Source organism: Arthrobacter sp. ISL-30, from assembly GCF_018613855.1.
Classification (GTDB): Bacteria; Actinomycetota; Actinomycetes; order Actinomycetales; family Micrococcaceae; genus Arthrobacter.
Genome location: NZ_JAGGPK010000003.1, coordinates 174,759 through 193,662 on the forward strand (window position 1 = coordinate 174,759; position 18,904 = coordinate 193,662).

General features: G+C 65.0%; 21 protein-coding genes, 3 tRNA genes and 1 riboswitch. Of the genes, 21 read left to right on the forward strand and 3 right to left on the reverse strand.

Features of this window, described 5'->3' with window-relative positions; translation table 11 throughout:
- Positions 1-59: 59 nt before the first annotated feature.
- Positions 60-130: transfer RNA gene (locus J7E82_RS01080), tRNA-Cys, on the reverse strand.
- Positions 131-185: 55 nt separating this feature from the next.
- Positions 186-258: transfer RNA gene (locus tag J7E82_RS01085), tRNA-Gly, on the reverse strand.
- A 261-nt stretch (positions 259-519) separates the two neighbouring features.
- On the opposite strand from J7E82_RS01085, the gene J7E82_RS01090 reads away from it, so the two are divergent.
- The 14 genes from J7E82_RS01090 to hisF all read left to right on the forward strand — a co-directional run bounded on the left by J7E82_RS01090 (position 520) and on the right by hisF (position 11,888).
- Positions 520-594 (forward strand) — tRNA-Val (locus J7E82_RS01090).
- A gap of 101 nt (positions 595-695) precedes the next feature.
- Entirely contained in the window at positions 696-1,559 is an 864-nt protein-coding gene (locus J7E82_RS01095; RefSeq protein ID WP_214859515.1) for a cytochrome, read from the forward strand.
- Positions 1,560-1,607: 48 nt separating this feature from the next.
- The gene (gene def, locus J7E82_RS01100) at positions 1,608-2,180 is read left to right on the forward strand and encodes a peptide deformylase (RefSeq protein ID WP_214859517.1); all 573 of its coding nucleotides are present in this window, start codon (positions 1,608-1,610) and stop codon (positions 2,178-2,180) included.
- A complete protein-coding gene (gene fmt / locus J7E82_RS01105) occupies positions 2,177-3,097 on the forward strand; it encodes a methionyl-tRNA formyltransferase (RefSeq protein ID WP_214859519.1) in 921 nt (306 codons plus the stop codon). Before def ends, fmt begins: the two co-directional genes overlap by 4 nt.
- Positions 3,094-4,626: an RsmB/NOP family class I SAM-dependent RNA methyltransferase gene (locus tag J7E82_RS01110; RefSeq protein ID WP_214859521.1), complete on the forward strand. Its 1,533-nt coding sequence runs from the start codon at positions 3,094-3,096 to the stop codon at positions 4,624-4,626. The genes fmt and J7E82_RS01110 overlap by 4 nt, the downstream gene beginning before the upstream one ends.
- Before the next feature lie 59 nt (positions 4,627-4,685).
- A complete protein-coding gene (rpe, locus tag J7E82_RS01115) occupies positions 4,686-5,342 on the forward strand; it encodes a ribulose-phosphate 3-epimerase (RefSeq protein ID WP_214859523.1) in 657 nt (218 codons plus the stop codon).
- Positions 5,343-5,464: 122 nt separating this feature from the next.
- A riboswitch (FMN riboswitch) is annotated at positions 5,465-5,616 on the forward strand.
- Between the two features lie 353 nt (positions 5,617-5,969).
- A complete protein-coding gene (gene ribD, locus J7E82_RS01120; RefSeq protein ID WP_251041296.1) occupies positions 5,970-7,052 on the forward strand; it encodes a bifunctional diaminohydroxyphosphoribosylaminopyrimidine deaminase/5-amino-6-(5-phosphoribosylamino)uracil reductase RibD in 1,083 nt (360 codons plus the stop codon).
- Positions 7,052-7,723, forward strand: coding sequence for a riboflavin synthase (locus J7E82_RS01125; protein ID WP_214859527.1), 672 nt, complete (start codon positions 7,052-7,054; stop codon positions 7,721-7,723). The genes ribD and J7E82_RS01125 overlap by 1 nt, the downstream gene beginning before the upstream one ends.
- Positions 7,720-8,463: a 3,4-dihydroxy-2-butanone-4-phosphate synthase gene (gene ribB, locus J7E82_RS01130; protein ID WP_214859529.1), complete on the forward strand. Its 744-nt coding sequence runs from the start codon at positions 7,720-7,722 to the stop codon at positions 8,461-8,463. Before J7E82_RS01125 ends, ribB begins: the two co-directional genes overlap by 4 nt.
- Positions 8,460-9,173, forward strand: a complete 714-nt coding sequence (gene ribA, locus J7E82_RS01135; RefSeq protein WP_214859531.1) for a GTP cyclohydrolase II — start codon at positions 8,460-8,462, stop codon at positions 9,171-9,173. Before ribB ends, ribA begins: the two co-directional genes overlap by 4 nt.
- Before the next feature lie 18 nt (positions 9,174-9,191).
- Positions 9,192-9,677: a 6,7-dimethyl-8-ribityllumazine synthase gene (gene ribH, locus J7E82_RS01140; protein ID WP_214859533.1), complete on the forward strand. Its 486-nt coding sequence runs from the start codon at positions 9,192-9,194 to the stop codon at positions 9,675-9,677.
- Between the two features lie 139 nt (positions 9,678-9,816).
- On the forward strand, positions 9,817-10,080 hold the full coding sequence (locus J7E82_RS01145; RefSeq protein WP_214859534.1) for a phosphoribosyl-ATP diphosphatase: 264 nt from the start codon (positions 9,817-9,819) through the stop codon (positions 10,078-10,080).
- Positions 10,081-10,228: 148 nt separating this feature from the next.
- Positions 10,229-11,071, forward strand: coding sequence for an ATP phosphoribosyltransferase (gene hisG, locus J7E82_RS01150; RefSeq protein ID WP_214859535.1), 843 nt, complete (start codon positions 10,229-10,231; stop codon positions 11,069-11,071).
- Between the two features lie 40 nt (positions 11,072-11,111).
- Complete coding sequence (hisF, locus tag J7E82_RS01155; RefSeq protein WP_214859536.1) at positions 11,112-11,888, forward strand: imidazole glycerol phosphate synthase subunit HisF; 777 nt, start codon at positions 11,112-11,114, stop codon at positions 11,886-11,888.
- A gap of 14 nt (positions 11,889-11,902) precedes the next feature.
- Here the strand turns inward: hisF and J7E82_RS01160 are convergent, their stop codons facing one another.
- Positions 11,903-12,547 (reverse strand): TIGR03085 family metal-binding protein, encoded by a 645-nt coding sequence (locus tag J7E82_RS01160; RefSeq protein WP_214859631.1) that lies wholly within the window; start codon positions 12,545-12,547, stop codon positions 11,903-11,905.
- Between the two features lie 89 nt (positions 12,548-12,636).
- On the opposite strand from J7E82_RS01160, the gene hisI reads away from it, so the two are divergent.
- From hisI to trpA, 7 genes are all read left to right on the forward strand, one after another.
- Entirely contained in the window at positions 12,637-13,053 is a 417-nt protein-coding gene (gene hisI / locus J7E82_RS01165; RefSeq protein ID WP_214859537.1) for a phosphoribosyl-AMP cyclohydrolase, read from the forward strand.
- Between the two features lie 60 nt (positions 13,054-13,113).
- On the forward strand, positions 13,114-14,715 hold the full coding sequence (locus J7E82_RS01170) for an anthranilate synthase component I (RefSeq protein ID WP_214859538.1): 1,602 nt from the start codon (positions 13,114-13,116) through the stop codon (positions 14,713-14,715).
- Entirely contained in the window at positions 14,712-15,371 is a 660-nt protein-coding gene (locus tag J7E82_RS01175; protein ID WP_214859539.1) for a Trp biosynthesis-associated membrane protein, read from the forward strand. Before J7E82_RS01170 ends, J7E82_RS01175 begins: the two co-directional genes overlap by 4 nt.
- A gap of 92 nt (positions 15,372-15,463) precedes the next feature.
- Complete coding sequence (locus J7E82_RS01180; RefSeq protein ID WP_214859540.1) at positions 15,464-15,739, forward strand: HGxxPAAW family protein; 276 nt, start codon at positions 15,464-15,466, stop codon at positions 15,737-15,739.
- A gap of 2 nt (positions 15,740-15,741) precedes the next feature.
- Positions 15,742-16,560 carry an indole-3-glycerol phosphate synthase TrpC gene (trpC, locus tag J7E82_RS01185; protein ID WP_214859542.1) on the forward strand — a complete coding sequence of 273 codons (819 nt, stop codon included), beginning with the start codon at positions 15,742-15,744 and terminating at the stop codon, positions 16,558-16,560.
- Positions 16,561-16,647: 87 nt separating this feature from the next.
- The gene (gene trpB, locus J7E82_RS01190; protein WP_251041299.1) at positions 16,648-18,045 is read left to right on the forward strand and encodes a tryptophan synthase subunit beta; all 1,398 of its coding nucleotides are present in this window, start codon (positions 16,648-16,650) and stop codon (positions 18,043-18,045) included.
- Positions 18,045-18,902: a tryptophan synthase subunit alpha gene (gene trpA / locus J7E82_RS01195; protein WP_214859544.1), complete on the forward strand. Its 858-nt coding sequence runs from the start codon at positions 18,045-18,047 to the stop codon at positions 18,900-18,902. The genes trpB and trpA overlap by 1 nt, the downstream gene beginning before the upstream one ends.
- Positions 18,903-18,904: the final 2 nt, after the last annotated feature.

An 18,904-nucleotide genomic window follows, 5' to 3' on the forward strand; every position in this document is an offset into this window, starting at 1 on the left:
CTACCGCTGCGCCAATCGCCCTTGCTGCCCGGCGTTAACCGGTACCTGGGTTTTCACCGAGGTGGGTACGGGATTCGAACCCGTGTGTACGGCTTTGCAGGCCGCTGCCTCGCCTCTCGGCCAACCCACCGTGTAAGCAAATGCCCCGAAGGTTTTCGAGGGTATTGCCGTGACAGTGTCCTGCGAGCGGACGACGAGATTCGAACTCGCGACATCCACCTTGGCAAGGTGGTGCTCTACCAGCTGAGCTACGTCCGCATTGCCGGATTGACTGCCTTGCCTTTACATGTATCAAACACTGGCGCGGCGTCGCTTTCCGACGAGTAAAAACTCTATAGGAGGTTGATAGAAACTCCAAATCGTCGTCCTTCTTGATTCCGAAGGAACGGTCCGATCCTTGCAATGGCGCGGGTTTTTAGAGTTACAGGCCTGTAATTTCCTGCAGCCGGCCGCAGTGGCTGACTAGTGTGCCCGGAATTTTTTGAATTCTGGCCGGGGTCGGTTAGTCTTCTTGTGCATGGGCGATTGGCGCAGTGGTAGCGCGCTTCGTTCACACCGAAGAGGTCACTGGTTCGAACCCAGTATCGCCCACCAGGAAGGCCCCCGATCCGCAGAGATGCATCGGGGGCCTTTGCAGTTTCCTGACCAATTTCGGTCCTGACCAATTTGTCAGTGCCTTGTGAAAGAGTTTTCCCATGACTGATCCTCTGCTCGCCCACGCCACTGAATATGGGCGAATGTATGCCAGGTCCACTTCTGAAGCCTTTTCCGTGCCGTCCATCACCACCGTGATCGGACAGCAGGCCCATACGCTCGACGGCTGGTTCAGTTACATGGGTGCCAACAGCCTCGCCCAGGACCCGGAACTGCCGCAGTTGCTGGGCAGCCCGGCCCGGGTCCGCCAGGCCGTGAATAAAGCGGCCAGGGCCGCGGAACTTTACCGGGACGAGGCGGCGCGAAGAGGAGACCGGGTCCACAACTACTGCGAGCAGGTGGCCCTGCGAGCGCTGGGCCGGGCGCACCGGATGAAGGAGACCCGCGAGGACCTGATCGCGAACGGTGAAGAGGCCTTTGCCAACCGCTTCGACGAATGGTGGGAACTTTTCAGGGTTGAGCCGCTAGCCCCCGAAATCACGGTGTGGAACAACAGCGTCGGTTATGCGGGAACCCTGGACCTTGTGGCCAGGATCAACGGCCGGGTCTGCCTCATCGACTACAAAACCAAAGGCACAACGCGCGAAGGCACCGTAAAACGCCTCGACAACAAGGTCGTGATGCAGCTCGTGGCGGGGATGAAGGCCGAGGAGAGCCTGGCGGATCCGGTCGCGGGGGAGTGGGAAGCCTGGAAGTACGGCGTCGAGCCCATCCTGCTGGCGGTGGCCATCGGGGAAACGGAAGTGCGGGCCGAACGCGCAAATCCGGAAGTATTGAAGCACTACTGGTGGAAGTTCTGCGCCCTCAAAAGGGTGTGGGAAATGTCTGCGGACTCCCTGGCTGCGGGTTCCGCCCTCTTGCCGATCGCTCCGCCTCCTTATCCGGCCTCCACTAAACTGGCTTAGGTTCCACAGGAGCCAACGAAACCTGCCGACCGTGAGGAAATTCAGCACATGGCCATCTTGAGCATCCGAATTATCGGCGACCCGGTGCTCCGCACCGTTGCCGAGCCCGTGAAGGATTTCGGGCCGGAGCTCGCCAAACTCGTTGCGGATATGACTGAGACAATGGAGGACGTGGACGGTGCCGGCCTCGCCGCTCCCCAGGTCGGTGTCAGCCAGCGCGTCTTCACGTACCGGATCGACGGCGTCGAGGGGCACATCATCAACCCGGTGCTGGAGAACAGTGACGATTTCCAGCCCGACGAAGTAGAAGGGTGCCTGTCCATTCCAGGCCTCGGCTTCCCCGTCCGCCGCTTCAGGACAACCCGGGCCACTGGAGTGGATCTTCAGGGGAACCCCGTGGTGGTTGAGGCGGAAGGCATGCTGGCACGCTGTTTCCAGCATGAGACGGACCATCTTGACGGCATCCTCTTCACAGACAGGCTGGAAGGCGATGACCGCAAGTCGGCCCTGCGCGCCATCCGCAACGCAAAATATGGCTCCATTGCCGCCGAAACCACCGCCAAACGCTCGGCGCACGTCGAATCGAGCTTCGGTGGCGGCAGCTTTGGAACGCCCGGATGAGGGTTCTGTTTGCAGGGACTCCCTCGGTCGCCGTTCCCTCGCTGGATGCCCTCGTCGACGCCGGGTTCGACGTCGTTGCCGTGCTTACGCGCCCTGACGCACCCATTGGCCGCAAGCGGGTCTTGAGGCCTTCGCCAGTGGCCGCGCGGGCGGCCGAGCTGGGAATTGCTATCATCCATGCCACAAAGGTGGACGCGGATGTCACCCGCAGGCTGGCCGACGTCAAGCCTGACGTAGCAGCCATAGTGGCTTACGGAGGCCTCATTCCCAAAGAGGCCCTCACCATTCCCTCCCATGGCTGGATCAACCTGCACTTCTCCCTCCTGCCGGCGTGGCGCGGCGCGGCTCCCGTGCAGCGCTCCATCATCGCCGGGGACGACATCACGGGCGCCGCGACCTTCCAGCTTGAGGAAGGCCTGGACACCGGCCCCGTCTACGGCACCCTGACCGAGGCGGTGAGGCAGGAGGATACTTCCGGTGACCTGCTGGAGCGGCTGTCGCGAAGCGGAGCCGTGTTGCTCACCCAGACCCTTGCCGCAATCGACGCCGGCAAGGCGGCCCCGCAACCGCAGCAGGGGGAGGTTACACTCGCCCCGAAACTCACCCTTGAAGACGGAAGGCTGGACTGGCGCGAACCTGCCCTGGCCCTGCATCGACGCGCACGCGGAGTGACCCCCGAACCGGGAGCGTGGACCATGCTGGAGGGACAGCGCGTCAAGCTCGAGCCACTTGCGATGCGCCCGGATATCCGGGACCTGGATCCCGGCGAAGTACGGGTGGCGGGAAAGAGCGTGCTGGTTGGTACTGGTTCGCATGCCCTGGAGCTGGGACGGATCCAGCCGGCAGGCAAGAAAATGATGTCCCCGGCCGATTGGGTCCGTGGATTGGCTTCTGTTGAAAGAGTGGTATTCGAATGAGCGACGCAGGCCGCAACCAGGGCGGGCAGCGCCGCGACAGTCGGCGGGACTCAAAGGGGAGGGAACGCAACAGGAATGCCCAGCGTGGCTTCACGGCAAGCGCTCCTTCGCAACGTACCCGCCGGGCGGATCCTGCCCGGCTGGTCGCTTTCGAAGTCCTGCGCGCAGTTGCCTCGGAGGATGCCTATGCCAACCTGGTCCTGCCGGCCCGAATCCGGCACCATAGGCTTGACAAAAGAGATGCGGGCTTTGCCACTGAGCTCAGTTACGGCGCGCTGAGGGGTCAAGGAACCTATGACGCCATCCTGGCCGAATGCGTTGACCGCCCACTTGACCAGTTGGACCCTGCCATCCTCGACGCTCTCCGTATCGGAGTGCACCAGCTCCTGGCGATGCGCGTCCCTGCCCATGCGGCGCTGGACCAGACGGTAGGCCTGGCACGGGCAGTCATTGGCGCAGGCCCCTCCTCACTCATCAACGCCGTGCTGCGCCGGGTCGCCGCGCGAACGCTTCCGGAGTGGATCGAGACGCTGCTGGACGGGGAGACCGATCCCACCCGGATCGCGGCCGTCCGCTACGCGCACCCGGACTGGATTGTCAGGGCGCTCCGTCAGTCGCTTGTGATGCATGGACGGGGCGCCTCGGAAATCGACCAGCTCCTTGAGGCCGACAACGCTGCTCCCGTAGTCAACCTCGTGGCCCTCCCTGGCCTGGGGAGCCTTGATGAGGCCTTCGAGAACGGAGCGACGCCGGGGGAGCTCGTCGAAGGGTCCGCCTTGTCAAGCGGCGGTGATGTGGGCAGGCTTGAGTCCGTCCGCGGTGGCACTACCCGCATCCAGGATGTGGGCTCGCAGCTTGTGGCACGGGCTGTGGCGGCAGTGCCCCTTGGCTCCGAACCAGCCGGGGACTCCGGGCCAGCCGGGGGATCGAGCGAGAAGTGGCTCGATCTTTGCGCCGGCCCAGGCGGCAAGGCCGCCCTGTTGGCTGCCCTTGCCAATGAACGGGGTGCCACCCTCCTGGCCAACGAACCGGCTCCGCACCGGGCCCGTCTGGTCCGGCAGGCCCTCGGGGCCGTACCTGAATCTGCCTGGTCCGTCCGTACCGGTGATGGCCGGGACCTGGGTGCCGAGCAGCCGGGAACCTTTGACCGCGTCCTTGTCGATGTCCCTTGCACCGGCCTCGGCGCCCTTCGCCGGCGCCCCGAGTCCCGGTGGCGCCGTTCCCCCCAGGACCTCGCGGACCTGGGACCGCTCCAGCGGGAGTTGCTCACGTCGGCCATTGACGCCGTACGGCCCGGCGGGGTGGTCGCCTACGTAACGTGCTCGCCGCATCCTGCCGAAACCAACGCTGTGGTGGACGACGTCCTGGGCAAACGTGGGGACCTCGAGCTAATCGACGCCGGGGCCGCCCTCGATGCCGTCAGCCTCACGGGAAGCCTGGGCGCCGGTCACGAAAAGACTGCCCAATTGTGGCCGCACGTGCACCGAACCGACGCAATGTTTATGGCACTCATCCGCAAGAACCAGTAACTCCGGCTCCGTAGAGCCCCAAATAACCTTCCCCTACCAAACTGTCCTTTGGAGAATCTATGTCGCAGTGCTGCATCAACCCGAGCATCCTTTCGGCCGACTTCGTGAACCTTGAAGCCGAGTTGAAGAGAATCAGCAATGCCGATGCAGTTCATGTGGATGTTATGGACAACCACTTCGTGCCAAACCTGACCCTCGGACTGCCCGTCGTGGAACGCATCCAGGCCGTGAGCCCGGTGCCTCTGGACGCCCACCTCATGATCTCCGACGCCGATCGCTGGGCCCCTGCCTTCGCCGACGCCGGTCTTGCGTCGGTGACTTTCCATGCCGAGGCGGCGATCGCTCCGGTCAAGCTGGCGCGGGAGCTGCGGGCGCGGGGTTCCAAGGCTGGAATGGCCTTGCGGCCGGCGACCCCCGTGGAACCGTACCTGGACATGCTGGGCGAACTGGACATGCTCCTGGTCATGACCGTGGAGCCGGGCTTCGGCGGCCAAGCATTCCTTGACGTGACGCTCCCGAAGATCCGCCGCGCCCGTGCCGCCATTGACGGCTCCGGAATCGGCGTCGCCATCCAGGTTGATGGTGGCATCACGGAGGAAACGATCGTGCGTGCAGCTGAGGCAGGGGCCAACGTCTTTGTGGCCGGTTCGGCGGTGTACGGCCACCCCGATCCTGCAGCAGCGATTGACCGGCTCCGCGCCGCAGGGTCGCTCTGATCGCCTGGCCTTGCCCATGCGATAATCCCACTCGGTTTCCCCGAGAGATATTTCGGTTTCTGACGACCGTGACAGGGAATAGGCCGGCGGACCGCCGGGTTGTGTCAGAATAGCAACACACAATACGTGCTCCGGGGTCGGTGTAAGTCCGAACCGGCGGTTATAGTCCGCGACCCACGAGTCGGCACCTGTCCTTTGGACAGGAATTGGCGAATGGTTGAACCGGTGGAATTCCGGTACCGACAGTTAAAGTCTGGATGGGAGAAGCACGTACAGTCATGCTCGGCGCCTCGTAGCGCCCGGCATTCTGTCGTACACCCCCGGAGCCATCGCGGTTTTCGAGGAAGGAACGGCATTGAACTTTCTGCGATGGCTCTTCGAAGCACAGACCCCTTTTGGCAGGTCTGCGCTTACATTTCACGAAGTGCCCGGCAATATTTTCGGACCCCAGGGTCCCTTCGGCGGCATGCGCCGCACCGGCCCGATACGGTTCGCCGCGGTCCCGGCTAGCGCTCTGTTAGCGGTGGCCGCATGACCATCCCCGCCACCAAGCCCAAGACTGAACAGCCGACAGTCACTACACAGCGGGCCGTCACCACGGTCTTCAGCAGCGACGAGACCGCCGCTATGGAGCTCGCCCTGGCCGCCGCGCTCAACGGCCCCCGAGGAGCGAACCCGCTGGTGGGAGCCGTCGTCGTCGGAGCTGATGGTTCGCAGTTGGTGACCGGCTACCACAGGGGAGCCGGCACTGCCCATGCCGAGGCGGATGCGATCGCCCAGGCCAGGAGGCAGGGCATAGACCTGGCCGGCTCAACGATGGTCGTCACGCTCGAGCCCTGCAACCATGTCGGACGGACCGGTCCCTGCGCACTCGCCATCATTGAAGCCGGCATTGCGAAGGTGATTTACGCCGTCGACGATCCCCATGATCCAGCGGCCGGGGGCGCGCGCACGCTCCGGAACGCCGGCGTCGCGGTGGTCTCCGGGCTGTCAGCCGAGGAGGCATTCGCCCTGAACCGGCAGTGGTTCCGCGCTGTGGAGGACAAGAGGCCCTTCGTGACCCTGCACATCGCCCAGACCATCGACAGCCGGATCGCTGCTGTCGACGGCACGAGCCAGTGGATTTCCAGTCCTGAGTCCCTCGCGGACAACCACGGCATTCGCGGGCGCATCGACGCCATCCTCGTAGGCACGGAAACCGTGCTGGTGGACGACCCGCGGCTGACCGCGCGCGACGCCAACGGCAACGCGGCCGGGAAGCAGCCGCTACGGGCCGTGATGGGCCTTCGGAACGTTCCGGAGGATGCCGCGGTCAGGGGGAGCGACGGATTATTCGCGCACCTTCCCACCCGGGAACCTGCCGAAGCGCTTGGACTGCTCTTCGCGAAAGGCGTCAGGCACGTCATGGTCGAGGGCGGATCGAGGATCCTCAGCGCTTTCCTCGCAGCGGGACTCGTCGACGAGCTCGTCGTCTACCTCGCACCCACGCTTCTGGGCTCCGGCACTCCGGCGCTCTGCGACCTGGGGATCGGGACGCTCACCGATGCCCAGCAGTGGTCGTGGGACGACGCCGGCGGGGGAGCCGTGCAAATGCTTGGCCGGGATCTCCGGCTCCACTTACAGCCCGGCGGGGATACCCGCCCTTCTTCACCCGAACAGACTCCGGAGGCGCGCCTGGAAGTGCCGGCATCCGGAAAAGGAGGACTCTGATGTTTACCGGAATCGTTGCCGAACAGGGCAAGGTCCTGTCCATTGAACATGACGGCGGATCAAGCGCGACACTTCGCCTGCAGGCCCCCGGCACCACTGAGGGGCTTCCGCTGGGCGGTTCCATCGCCGTGAACGGCGTGTGCCTTACGGCGACCGCCATCGCCGGCAAGGAATTCAACGTGGACGTCATGGGTGAGACCCTTGTCCGCACCACCATCGGCGAGCTTGGCCCCGGTGATCCAGTCAACCTTGAGCGCTGCGTGCCAGCTGGCGGAAGGCTGGACGGCCATGTTGTCCAAGGCCATGTGGACGGCGTCGGGAGCCTCCTGGAGAGGGAGGCCCTGGGCAACTGGGACCGCCTGCGGTTCGGAGTGCCGGCCGGGCTGGCACGCTACATCGCCGAGAAGGGCTCGATCGCCGTCGACGGCGTATCGCTGACCGTGACTGCCGTCAGCCCGGCGGCCGAGCCGGAACCCTGGTTCGAGGTGGGGCTCATCCCCACCACGCTGGAGGAAACGGGTTTGGGTGCCAAGCCGGTTGGCGGCAGGGTCAACCTGGAGGTAGACGTGTTGGCGAAGTACACGGAACGGCTGCTGGCTTTCGCGCCGGCAATGTCCCACACCGCGGTTGAGAGCGACCCCGTCGTGTCCACTGCAGGAGGTGCCAAATGAGCGTCAAGACATGGACGACGGCGGCACTCGCTTCTACGGGGTCCGATGCAGCGCTCCATGCGTTAAGCTCGCCGACACGTACATCCGGGCTCGATTCGGTGGAAACGGCAGTGGCTGCCCTCGCCGCCGGCCGACCAGTTCTTGTAGTAGACAACGAAGACCGCGAGAACGAAGGCGACATCATTTTCGCGGCCCAGCACGCCACCCCCGAGCTGATGGGCTGGACGATCCGCTACAGCTCGGGAGTCATCTGCGTCCCGCTGGAGGGCGAACGGGCAGATGCCCTGGTCCTGCCGCCCATGGTGGAGATCAACGAAGATTCCAAAGGCACCGCCTACACGGTGTCCTGCGATGCGGCGGTGGGCGTCAGCACCGGAATTTCGGCGACGGACCGGGCCTTGACGGCGCGGATTCTCGCGGATCCGACCAGTACCCCGGCTTCAATCACCCGGCCCGGGCATATATTTCCCCTCCGTGCCGTTAAGGGGGGAGTGCGTGAGCGTCCGGGCCACACGGAGGCCGCCGTGGATCTGTGTCGGCTTGCCGGCCTGGCCCCGGTCGGCGTGATCGCAGAGCTGGTGCATGACAACGGCGAAATGATGCGCCTGGAGAGTCTCCGGGTTTTCGCCGCGGAACATGAGTGCCCTTTGATTTCCATAGAGGACCTGGTCGCCTACCTCGAAGCGGGGGAGCGCGGACAACTAGCGGCAGGAATGGCAGCAGAAGAGGAGAAACGATGAGCGCATCCCCGAACCACGACGGCCGCACCCTGGGCGGCAAACCCCATCCAGTGAGCGGCGGGCCCATCGTCCAGCTTCCCACTGCCTTCGGTGATTTCATTGCCCAGGCCTGGACTGATCACGTCACGGGGGTAGAGCACCTGGCGGTAAGCTCGCCCACCCCGCCACTGGACGGTATAGCGCCACTGGTACGGCTGCACTCGGAATGCCTCACCGGAGATGTGTTTGGATCGTATCGCTGCGATTGCGGCGAGCAGTTGGCCTACGCCCTGGAGCTCATCCAGGAGGAGGGCGGTACGCTGCTGTACCTGCGCGGCCAGGAAGGCCGAGGGATCGGGCTTGCGAACAAGATCAAGGCATACGCCCTCCAGGAAGCGGGCTTTGACACAGTGGAGGCCAACGAGCAGCTCGGCCTCCCGGTGGACGCCCGGTCCTACCACGCTGCCGGCCAGATCCTTGCCCAGATGGGGATGCGCCGGGTGCGGCTCCTGAGCAACAACCCGGACAAGCAGAACAGGCTGGCACAGGCCGGCGTCGCGGTTGTTGAGATGGTTCCCACGGAGGTTCCCTCGCGCGAACAGAACATCCGCTACCTGCAGACCAAGAAGGACCGAATGGACCACCTGCTGACGCTCGACACACAGCGGGCAGCCACGGGCACCTTCGACGTTTTTGACACCTCAGCAAGCTACGAACACGAACAAGACTGAACGGACCAAAGAAATCACATGAGCGGACACGGCGCCCCCACTATCGACCTGACCACCCTCAACCCGGAGGAAACCTCACGGCTCAAGCTGGCCATTGTGGCTGCCAGCTGGCACACCCAGATCATGGACGGCCTCCTGGACGGCGCGCTGAGGGCGGCCAAGGAGGCCGGCATCGCCGAGCCCACGGTCCTTCGTGTTCCCGGAAGCTTTGAGCTTCCCGTCGCGGCCGCACGGCTCGCGCCGCACTTTGACGCAGTTGTTGCGCTTGGAGTCGTCATCCGCGGCGGCACGCCGCACTTTGACTATGTCTGCCAGGCAGCGACGTCGGGCCTCACCGACGTCAGCGTCCGCACCGGAGTCCCCGTCGGCTTCGGAGTCCTGACCTGCGACACGGAACAGCAGGGTCTCGATAGGGCAGGCCTTGAAGGCTCCTCAGAGGACAAGGGCCACGAGGCCGTGACCGCGGCCCTGGCGACCGCCGTCACCCTCAAGCAGTACCGGTAGTTCCAAGCCGTACCCCAGGACCCCACCGTGGCGGCGGGGATCGTGTCCGGAGGCCATGACTGTGCCTTCGCTCACATCCCCGCCGTCACGCAACGGGCCAACGAGCGGCCCCTCGCTCCAAGCAAGTACTCTTGAGGGCGTGAAGAATTTCGAGACGCTGTTCGCAGAACTGAGTGAGAAGGCAGCCACGCGCCCGGCAGGCTCCCGCACCGTCGCCGAATTGGAGTCCGGAATCCACGGCATTGGCAAGAAAGTCGTGGAGGAAGCAGCCGAAGTATGGATGGCTGCAGAGTATGAGTCCGACCAGGCCGCGGCCGAAGAAATCTCCCAGCTGCTCTACCACCTGCAGGTCCTCATGCTGGCCAAGGGACTCAGCCTGGAAGACGTCTACAAGCATCTGTAGCCACGCCACTCCGCCCCAATCGGCAGCAGCTTCCGCTGCTCCCGAAATTCCGGGCAGGAGCCCCTGCGTGGCCCTGTGCTCATTTCGGCCCTGTGCTCATTTCGGCCCTGTGCCCGACCAACGACGTTAACCAAGGAAAGACCCCAAAATGCTGCGAGTAGCCGTCCCGAACAAGGGATCCCTGTCAGAAGCCGCCTCTGCGATGCTATCCGAGGCGGGTTACCGCCAGCGTCGCGATAACCGCGAGCTGGTCATGGTGGATCCCGACAACGACATTGAATTCTTCTTCCTCCGCCCGCGTGACATCGCCGTCTATGTTGGGCAGGGAACGCTCGACGTCGGCATCACCGGCCGCGACCTGCTACTGGATGCGGAGGTCGAGGCAGAGGAACTGCTTCCGCTCGGCTTCGCCGCCTCCACCTTCCGCTTCGCCGGGCCTGTGGGCAACTTCAGCGGCGTGGACCAGCTGGAAGGAAAGCGCCTCGCCACCAGCTACGACGGCCTCCTGCGCGGCTACCTGGCGGAACGCGGCATCAACGCCCGCGTCGTCAGGCTGGACGGCGCCGTGGAGTCCTCGGTTCGCCTCGGCGTCGCCGATGCCATCGCCGACGTCGTGGAAACGGGCAACACCCTCAAGGCCGCCGGCATGGAAATCTTCGGAGAGCCCATCCTCCGTTCCGAATCCGTGCTCATTGGCCGCAAGGGCGAAAGCAACCCCGCAACGGAAGTCCTGATCCGTCGCCTCCAAGGTGTGCTCGTCGCACGGCAGTACGTGCTGATGGACTACGACATCCGCAAGGAGCTCGTCGAGGATGCCGCCGCATTGACGCCGGGGCTCGAGTCACCCACCGTATCCCCGCTGCGCGATTCTGACTGGGTTGCCGTCCGTTCGATGGTGCCGAAGAAGGAAACCAACAGGATCATGGACGAGCTCTACGACCTCGGTGCGCGGGCCATCCTTGTGAGCAGCATCCACGCCTGCCGCATCTAAACCTTCCTCGTCCCTTACCCTTTCAGTTTTAGGAGAAGCAATGGCTGTCGCCGTACGCGTCATCCCCTGCCTGGATGTCGACGCCGGCCGCGTTGTCAAAGGCATCAATTTCGAAGGCCTCCGGGACGCCGGCGATCCGGTTGAGCTTGCGCACCGCTACGACAAGGCCGGGGCGGACGAGCTGACGTTCCTGGACGTCACGGCCTCCTCCGGCAACCGCGAGACCACGTTCGACGTCGTCCGCCGCACCGCGGAGGAGGTGTTCATCCCCCTGACTGTGGGCGGAGGCGTGCGCGGCGTCGCGGAAGTGGACAAGCTGCTGCGCTTCGGTGCGGACAAGGCGGCCATCAACACCGCCGCGGTAGCCCGGCCGGACGTCATCGACGAAATTACCCGTCACTTCGGCTCCCAGGTCCTGGTGCTCTCCGTCGACGCCCGCCGCACCCGCCCCGGTTCGGAGCCAACGTCGTCGGGTTTCGAAGTCACCACCCACGGCGGGCGGCAGGGAACAGGGATCGACGCCGTCGCCTGGGCAAAGGAAGCTGCCGACCGTGGAGTGGGGGAAATCCTGCTGAACTCGATCGACGCCGACGGCACCAAAGACGGCTTCGACCTCGAACTGATCAGGCTGGTTCGTGCCGCCGTGAACATTCCGATCATCGCCTCGGGCGGCGCCGGGGAGCCCGCGCACTTCCCGCCGGCAGTAGTAGCGGGTGCCGACGCCGTCCTGGCAGCGTCCGTTTTCCACTGGGGTCCTGACGACATGATGGCCCAGGTAAAGACAGCAATCCGCGAGGCGGGCTTCGAAGTCCGCTAGGTCGCGTTTTTTGGTTAGAGGCCCACTTCGGCGGACTGCAGGAGTGCGACGGCGTCCGGCTGGCCCTCGAATGTTACGAGGGCATGGCGGGTACGGCCGTGCGCGTGCATGAGCAGTTCACCCGGTTCGCCAACGATGGCCACGGAAACGGGTGCCCGTTTGGCCACATGCCGGGGACCGGACGGGCGGACCAGGACAATGCCGAGATCCACTCCGCGGTACAGGATCGCAGCCCTCTTGATGAGGTCGTCCCACAGGGCGTCGGAATAGGCTTCGTCGAGGGCGCGCGGGGCCCAGCGATCCACAGCCCTGCGGACATCCTCAGTATGGACAAAGTACTCAATCAGGTTCGATGACTCGTCCAGCGCCTTGATCCTCAAGGGGGACAACGCCGGCGGACCGGCACGGAACGCCTTCACGAGGTTGGCGTAGTCTTCCGTCGTCTTGAGCTTCGCGGCCAGTTTGGCGGTGGCCTTGTCCGAAGCCTTGGCCAATCCCTTGATCAGCAGGCCCAGGCCAACGGCCGCCTTGCGTTCGCGAAGGAACAGGTGCGCGGCCAGATCCCGCGTCAGCCACCCCTCACAGAGCGTGGGAGAGTCAGGGCCGGCTGCCAGGAGGGTTTCAGCCAGGACTTCACGGGACGGATCGACGAAATGCATCACTTGTGAAAGTAGCATGAGACGGGCCGGGTTGCGCACTGGAACCGCCGCAGAATGTCGCACCCCCGACAGGCACTAGACTTGACCTGATGTCTGAGCAGTCTGCCCCCGCCCCCGCTCCTGTAATGGACCCTGCCGGCGCGCCCGGAAGCCCCCTTCCCAAGGAACTTGCCGGTGCCTTGAAGCGTGATGCCGCCGGACTCGTGGCCGCCATCATCCAGCAGTACAACACCCATGAGGTCCTGATGCTCGGCTGGATGGACGACGAAGCCCTCCACCGCACCATGACCACCGGCCGGGTGACGTTCTATTCACGCTCACGCCAGGAGTATTGGCGCAAAGGGGACACTTCCGGCCACGTCCAATGGGTTAAGTCGGTTGCAGTGGACTGCGACGGCGACGCCCTGCTGGTCCAGGTCGACCAGGTGGGGGCAGCCTGCCACACCGGGACCCGGACCTGCTTCGACGACCGCAGCTTCGCCGTCGTCGAGGGCTCCCGGGACTGAAGTCCCCGGCTAATTATCATTGACCACGCACAACACGGGAAAAGGCGGAAAACAATAGCCATGCAGGACCTTGGAGTCATCAGCCCGGGCCTGGAGGAGTTCCGTGAACTCGCCGCGCACAGCCGGGTCATCCCGGTTCGCCTCAAGGTGCTAGCCGATGCGGAAACGCCCATCGGCCTGTACCGAAAGCTGGCCCAGGGACAGCCCGGCACGTTCCTGATGGAGTCCGCCGCCGTGGGCGGAACCTGGTCGCGCTATTCGTTTATCGGCGCGCGTTCACGTGCCACCCTCACCACCAAGGATGGCCAGGCACACTGGATCGGCGAGCCGCCGGTGGGAGTGCCCGTAGGAGGCAACCCGGTCGAAGCCGTGCGGGATACCGTCGCGGCGCTCCAGACGGACCGCTTCGACGACCTCCCGCCCTTCACCTCCGGCCTGGTCGGATTCATCGGCTGGGAATCGGTTCGTCACTGGGAAAAACTGGTCAGTCCTCCGGAGGACGACCTCCAGCTTCCCGAACTGGCGCTGAACCTTGTCACGGACATGGCCGTCCATGACAACGTCGACGGTACGGTCCTGCTGATTGCCAACGCCATCAACTTCGACAACAGCTCCGAGCGGGTCGACGAGGCGTGGCATGACGCCGTCGCGCGGGTCAAGGCACTGCTGGACGGCATCAGCACCCCGGTCCAACAGCCGGTGTCCGTGCTTGAGCCTGCTGCCCTCGACTTCGCGTCCAGTGTCCAGGAGCGCTGGGAGGAGCAGGAGTACCTCAAGGCGATCGACCGGGGCAAGGAAGCGATCGTCGACGGCGAAGTCTTCCAGGTGGTGATCTCCCGGCGCTTCGAGATGGAATGTGCCGCGGACCCCTTGGACGTCTACCGGGTGCTGCGAAACTCGAACCCCAGCCCGTACATGTACATCTTCAGCCTAGAAGATGCCTATGGCCGCGGCTATTCAATCGTGGGGTCTTCCCCCGAGGCCCTCGTCACCGTAACCGGCGGGGAGGTCATCACCCATCCGATTGCCGGTTCGCGTCCCCGCGGCAAGACCGTGGAGGCAGACAAGGCCCTCGCGGAGGAACTGCTCGCCGACCAGAAGGAACGCGCCGAACACCTCATGCTGGTGGACCTGTCCCGCAACGACCTCTCGAAGGTGTGTGTCGCGGGATCGGTCGACGTTACCCAGTTCATGGAAGTAGAGCGTTTTAGCCACATCATGCATATCGTGTCCACCGTGGTGGGCAAGCTCGCGCCCACGGCAAAGGCTTATGACGTCCTCAAGGCCACGTTCCCGGCGGGAACGCTGTCCGGTGCGCCCAAGCCCCGTGCCCTGAGCCTCCTCGACGAACTCGAACCCCACCGCCGGGGTATCTACGGCGGTGTTGTGGGCTACCTCGACTTCGCCGGAGACATGGACATGGCAATCGCGATCCGTTCCGCCCTGCTCCGGGAGGGCCGGGCGTACGTCCAGGCAGGCGGCGGCATTGTTGCCGACTCCCACAAGCCGTCCGAGGCCCTCGAAACCGTGAACAAGGCTGCCGCACCCCTGCGTGCCGTTCACACGGCGGGTTCGCTGCGGAACATCACAGCCGACACCCTGCCAGTCGCCGAGTCCACCGCGGCAAGTGACGACGTCGACGGCGTGGCGGATGCGCGGTGACCGGACAGGGGAATGGCGTTCCGGAGCGTGCCCCGGCCGCGGCCGGGGGATCCGAGGTCGTTGCAGCCAGCCGCAGCCCCCGGACTCCGGTGTGGGCTCGCAAGTCCTCGGTCGTGCTGCTGACGGTCCTGCTGGCCCTGGCGGTCTTTGGGACCACCACGCAAAGCTGGATTGACGTGCGCCTGGACCCGGCCGCCGCGGCCAGCAGCGACCTTCCCGTCCAAGGCAGCAAGGCTGCGACGACGGTGACGGCCCTCGCGCTGGTTGCTCTCGCAGGGGGCCTGGCAGCCTCGATTGCAGGCAGGATCGGCCGGTGGATCATTGCGGCCATCATCGTCCTGGCGGCCACGGGCATCGTTGCTGCCGCTGCCACCGTCCTGGCTGATCCGCTGTCCGCAGCCCAGGGAAGCATTGCCGGCGCCACCGGAGTCAGCGGCGGACAGGCCCAGGCCGTTGCCACTTTCTTCCCAGTGCTCGCCATCATTTCAGCCGTGCTCCTTGCGCTCTCCGGGCTGCTGGCCATCCCCGCCGGGCGCTACTGGAAGGCCCGCAGCAAATACGATGCGAAGGCAGGGCCAGTCGCGAAGGGCTCGGCTGGTCCCGTGGACGAGATCGGCAGCTGGGACAGCCTCACGAGGGGCGAGGACCCCACCTAGCGCACGGCAAGTGCGATGTCGCAGGTGCGATGTCTGTTGCGCCTGCAATAAATGGCAGAATGTAAGCAGTATTCATCCTGAGGAGATTCATCATGAGCAAATCCACTGTGTCCGCCGCCAAGGCCTTGACGTCAGATCCCGCCACCCACGGCGCTGAACTCGGCCACGGCAACAGCCCGGCGGCCTGGACGTGCGTCATCGTCATGCTGGTCGGCGCACTGATTTCCTCCATTGCCTTCGTCATCGCAAGCACCCCCATCTTCATCGGCGGAGCAGTGGTTATGGTCCTCGGCCTCATCGCGGGCTGGGCCATGCGCAAGGCCGGTTACGGCGTCGGCGGCAGCAAGCTGAAGAACACCGGCCACTGAAGGTGACAGTCCTGGATGACATCATCGTTGGTGTCAAGGAGGATATGGACGCACGCCGGGCGCTGGTATCGCTGGCTCAGCTGAAGGAGCGGGCACTCGCTGCTCCTCCTGCCCGCGACGCCTGGGCAGCGCTGGGCGGCCCGTCCGCCAGTCGTGAGGACCTGAAGGTCATTGCCGAGATCAAGCGGCGCAGCCCGTCCAAGGGAAACCTGGCCAGCATCGCCGACCCCGCCTCCCTGGCAATGCAGTACGCCGACGGCGGCGCTTCCGTCATCAGCGTGCTCACTGAGCAGCGGCGCTTCAACGGAACGCTGGCGGATCTCGACGCCGTACGTGCCGCCGTCGACATTCCCTTGCTGCGCAAGGACTTCACGGTCGACGAATACCAGATCTGGGAAGCCCGAGCTCACGGAGCGGACCTGATCCTGCTGATTGTCGCAGCCCTCACCGACGCCCAACTGGTCGAATTCAGCCAGCTGAGTCGCGACCTCGGCATGAACGTGCTCGTGGAGACCCACACGCCCGAAGAGATCGAGCGGGCTGTCGCTGCGGAGGCACACATCATTGGCGTGAATGTGCGCAACCTGAAGACGCTCGACGTCGACCGCTCACTGTTTGCCTCCCTGGCAGGCGGGATTCCCCGCGAGGCAGTGATCGTCGCCGAATCAGGCGTCCGAGGAGCCGACGACGTCGCCCACTACGCCGCGAGCGGCGCCAACGCGATCCTCGTGGGCGAGGCCCTTGTCAGCGACGCCACTCCACGCGAACGCATCAGCGAATTCAAGGCAGCAGGCGCTGCCGCCATAGCCGTCAGGAACTGAACAGGACGGCGTCCGCGCCGTTTCCTGCTGCTGCCCTGGGGCGCCCGTAAAACTTCTACGAACAACTGGAACAGGACGGTGACACTGATGGTGGACGCGCCAACAGCCGGCTCGAATGAGAATGCCGCTGACGCATTCCTGCAGGGAGGCACCACCTTGCGCCACGCCCCCGGGCCGTACTTCGGCAGCTACGGCGGCCGCTGGATGCCCGAGTCACTCATCGCTGCTTTGGACGAGCTGGAGGACACGTTCGACAAGGCCAAGGCCGATCCCGAATTCCTGGCCCAGTTGAGCGAGCTGAACAAGAACTACTCGGGCCGGCCCTCGCTCCTGACCGAGGCCAAGCGCTTTTCCGCGTATGCCGGCGGGGCGAGGATCTTCCTCAAGCGCGAAGACCTCAACCACACGGGGTCGCACAAGATCAACAACGTGCTCGGCCAGGCGCTGCTCGCCAAGCGCATGGGCAAGACCCGTGTGATCGCAGAGACCGGCGCAGGGCAGCACGGCGTGGCCAGCGCTACTGCCGCCGCCCTCCTCGGCCTCGAGTGCGTGGTCTACATGGGAGCGGAGGACTGCCGCCGGCAGGCCCTGAACGTGGCCCGGATGCAGCTCCTGGGAGCCACAGTGGTGCCCGTGACCAACGGCTCACAGACACTCAAGGACGCCATTAACGACGCCCTGCGCGACTGGGTAGCCAACGTGGAAAACACCCACTACCTGCTGGGCACCGCTGCCGGCGCCCACCCCTTCCCCGCCATGGTGCGGTTCTTCCACGAGGTCATCGGTGAGGAAGCGCGTGCGCAGATCCTGGAGCAGACCGGGCGGTTGCCTGATGCCGTCTGTGCCTGCATCGGCGGCGGCTCTAACGCCATCGGCATCTTCCACGGCTTCCTGGATGACCCCTCAGTGAAAATCTACGGCTTCGAGGCCGGCGGCGACGGCGTGGAGACTGGCCGCCACGCGGCCACCATCACGCTGGGCCGCCCGGGCGTGCTTCACGGCGCACGCTCCTACCTCATGCAGGACGAAGACGGCCAGACCATCGAATCCCACTCCATCTCTGCAGGCCTGGACTACCCTGGCGTGGGCCCGGAGCACTCCTACCTTGCGGACATCGGTCGGGTCACCTACGAGCCGATCACCGACGCCGAGGCCATGGACGCGTTTCGGCTGCTTTGTCGCACCGAGGGCATCATCCCGGCCATCGAATCCTCCCATGCCCTCGCCGGTGCACTGAAGGTGGGCCAGCGGCTGGTTGAAGGCAAGGAGAACCCGGCTCACACCATAGTCATCGTGAACCTCTCCGGGCGCGGCGACAAGGACGTGCAGACCGCAGCTGAGTGGTTCGACATGCTGGACGAGGACGGCAACGTCAAGGGCACCACGCTGTCCACCCGTAAGCCGAAAGGTGCGGGCACGTTTGCCGACGTCAACGCCGATCCCAACGCGGACGTCAAAGCCCAGACCAGCGAGGACCAGAACTGATGACTGAACAGATTCCCAGCAAGTCCGCTGCTGCCATCGACCGTGCCAAGGCGGAAGGCCGCGCCGCCCTCATCGGTTACCTTCCCGCAGGGTACCCGGACGTCCAGGCGACCATCGACGCCGGTATTGCCATGGCACGCAACGGCGCGGACCTCATCGAGATCGGCATTCCCTACTCGGACCCGGTCATGGATGGCCCTGTCATCCAGGCCGCCACCACAGAGGCCATCGCCAAGGGCTTTCACGTAGCCAGCGTGTTCGACGTCGTTGCCGGCATCACCGCCGCCACCGACGCCGCCGTGCTGGTTATGACCTACTGGAACCCCGTCATGCGGATGGGGGTGGACGAATTCTCGCGCAGGCTGGCAGAAGCCGGGGGAGCGGGCCTTATCACCCCCGACCTGATCCCCGACGAAGCCTCGGAGTGGTTTGAAGCCTCGGACAAGTACGGACTGGACCGGGTCTTCCTGGTGGCCCCGTCGTCGAGCCCGGAGCGGCTAGCCATGACGGTTGCCGCCAGCCGCGGCTTTGTCTACGCGGTTTCCATCATGGGCGTCACCGGTGCACGCCAGGCAGTCAGCAGCAGCGCCGAAAAGCTCGTGGCCGATGCCCACGCCGCCGGTGCCGAGCGGGTCTGCGTGGGTCTCGGCGTCTCGAACGCCAGCCACGTACGCGAAATCGCGGCCTACGCCGACGGGGTCATCGTCGGTACGGCCCTCGTTGCCGCGATTCGCGACGGCGGCGTCGAGGCGGTCGGCCAGCTCACCAGGGACCTCAGTTCCGGCCTGAGCCGCGCAGAATTGAGCGGATCCGGGGTCGCCGCGTCAACGGTCCCCGCCGAAAAGGAAGAATTCTAGCC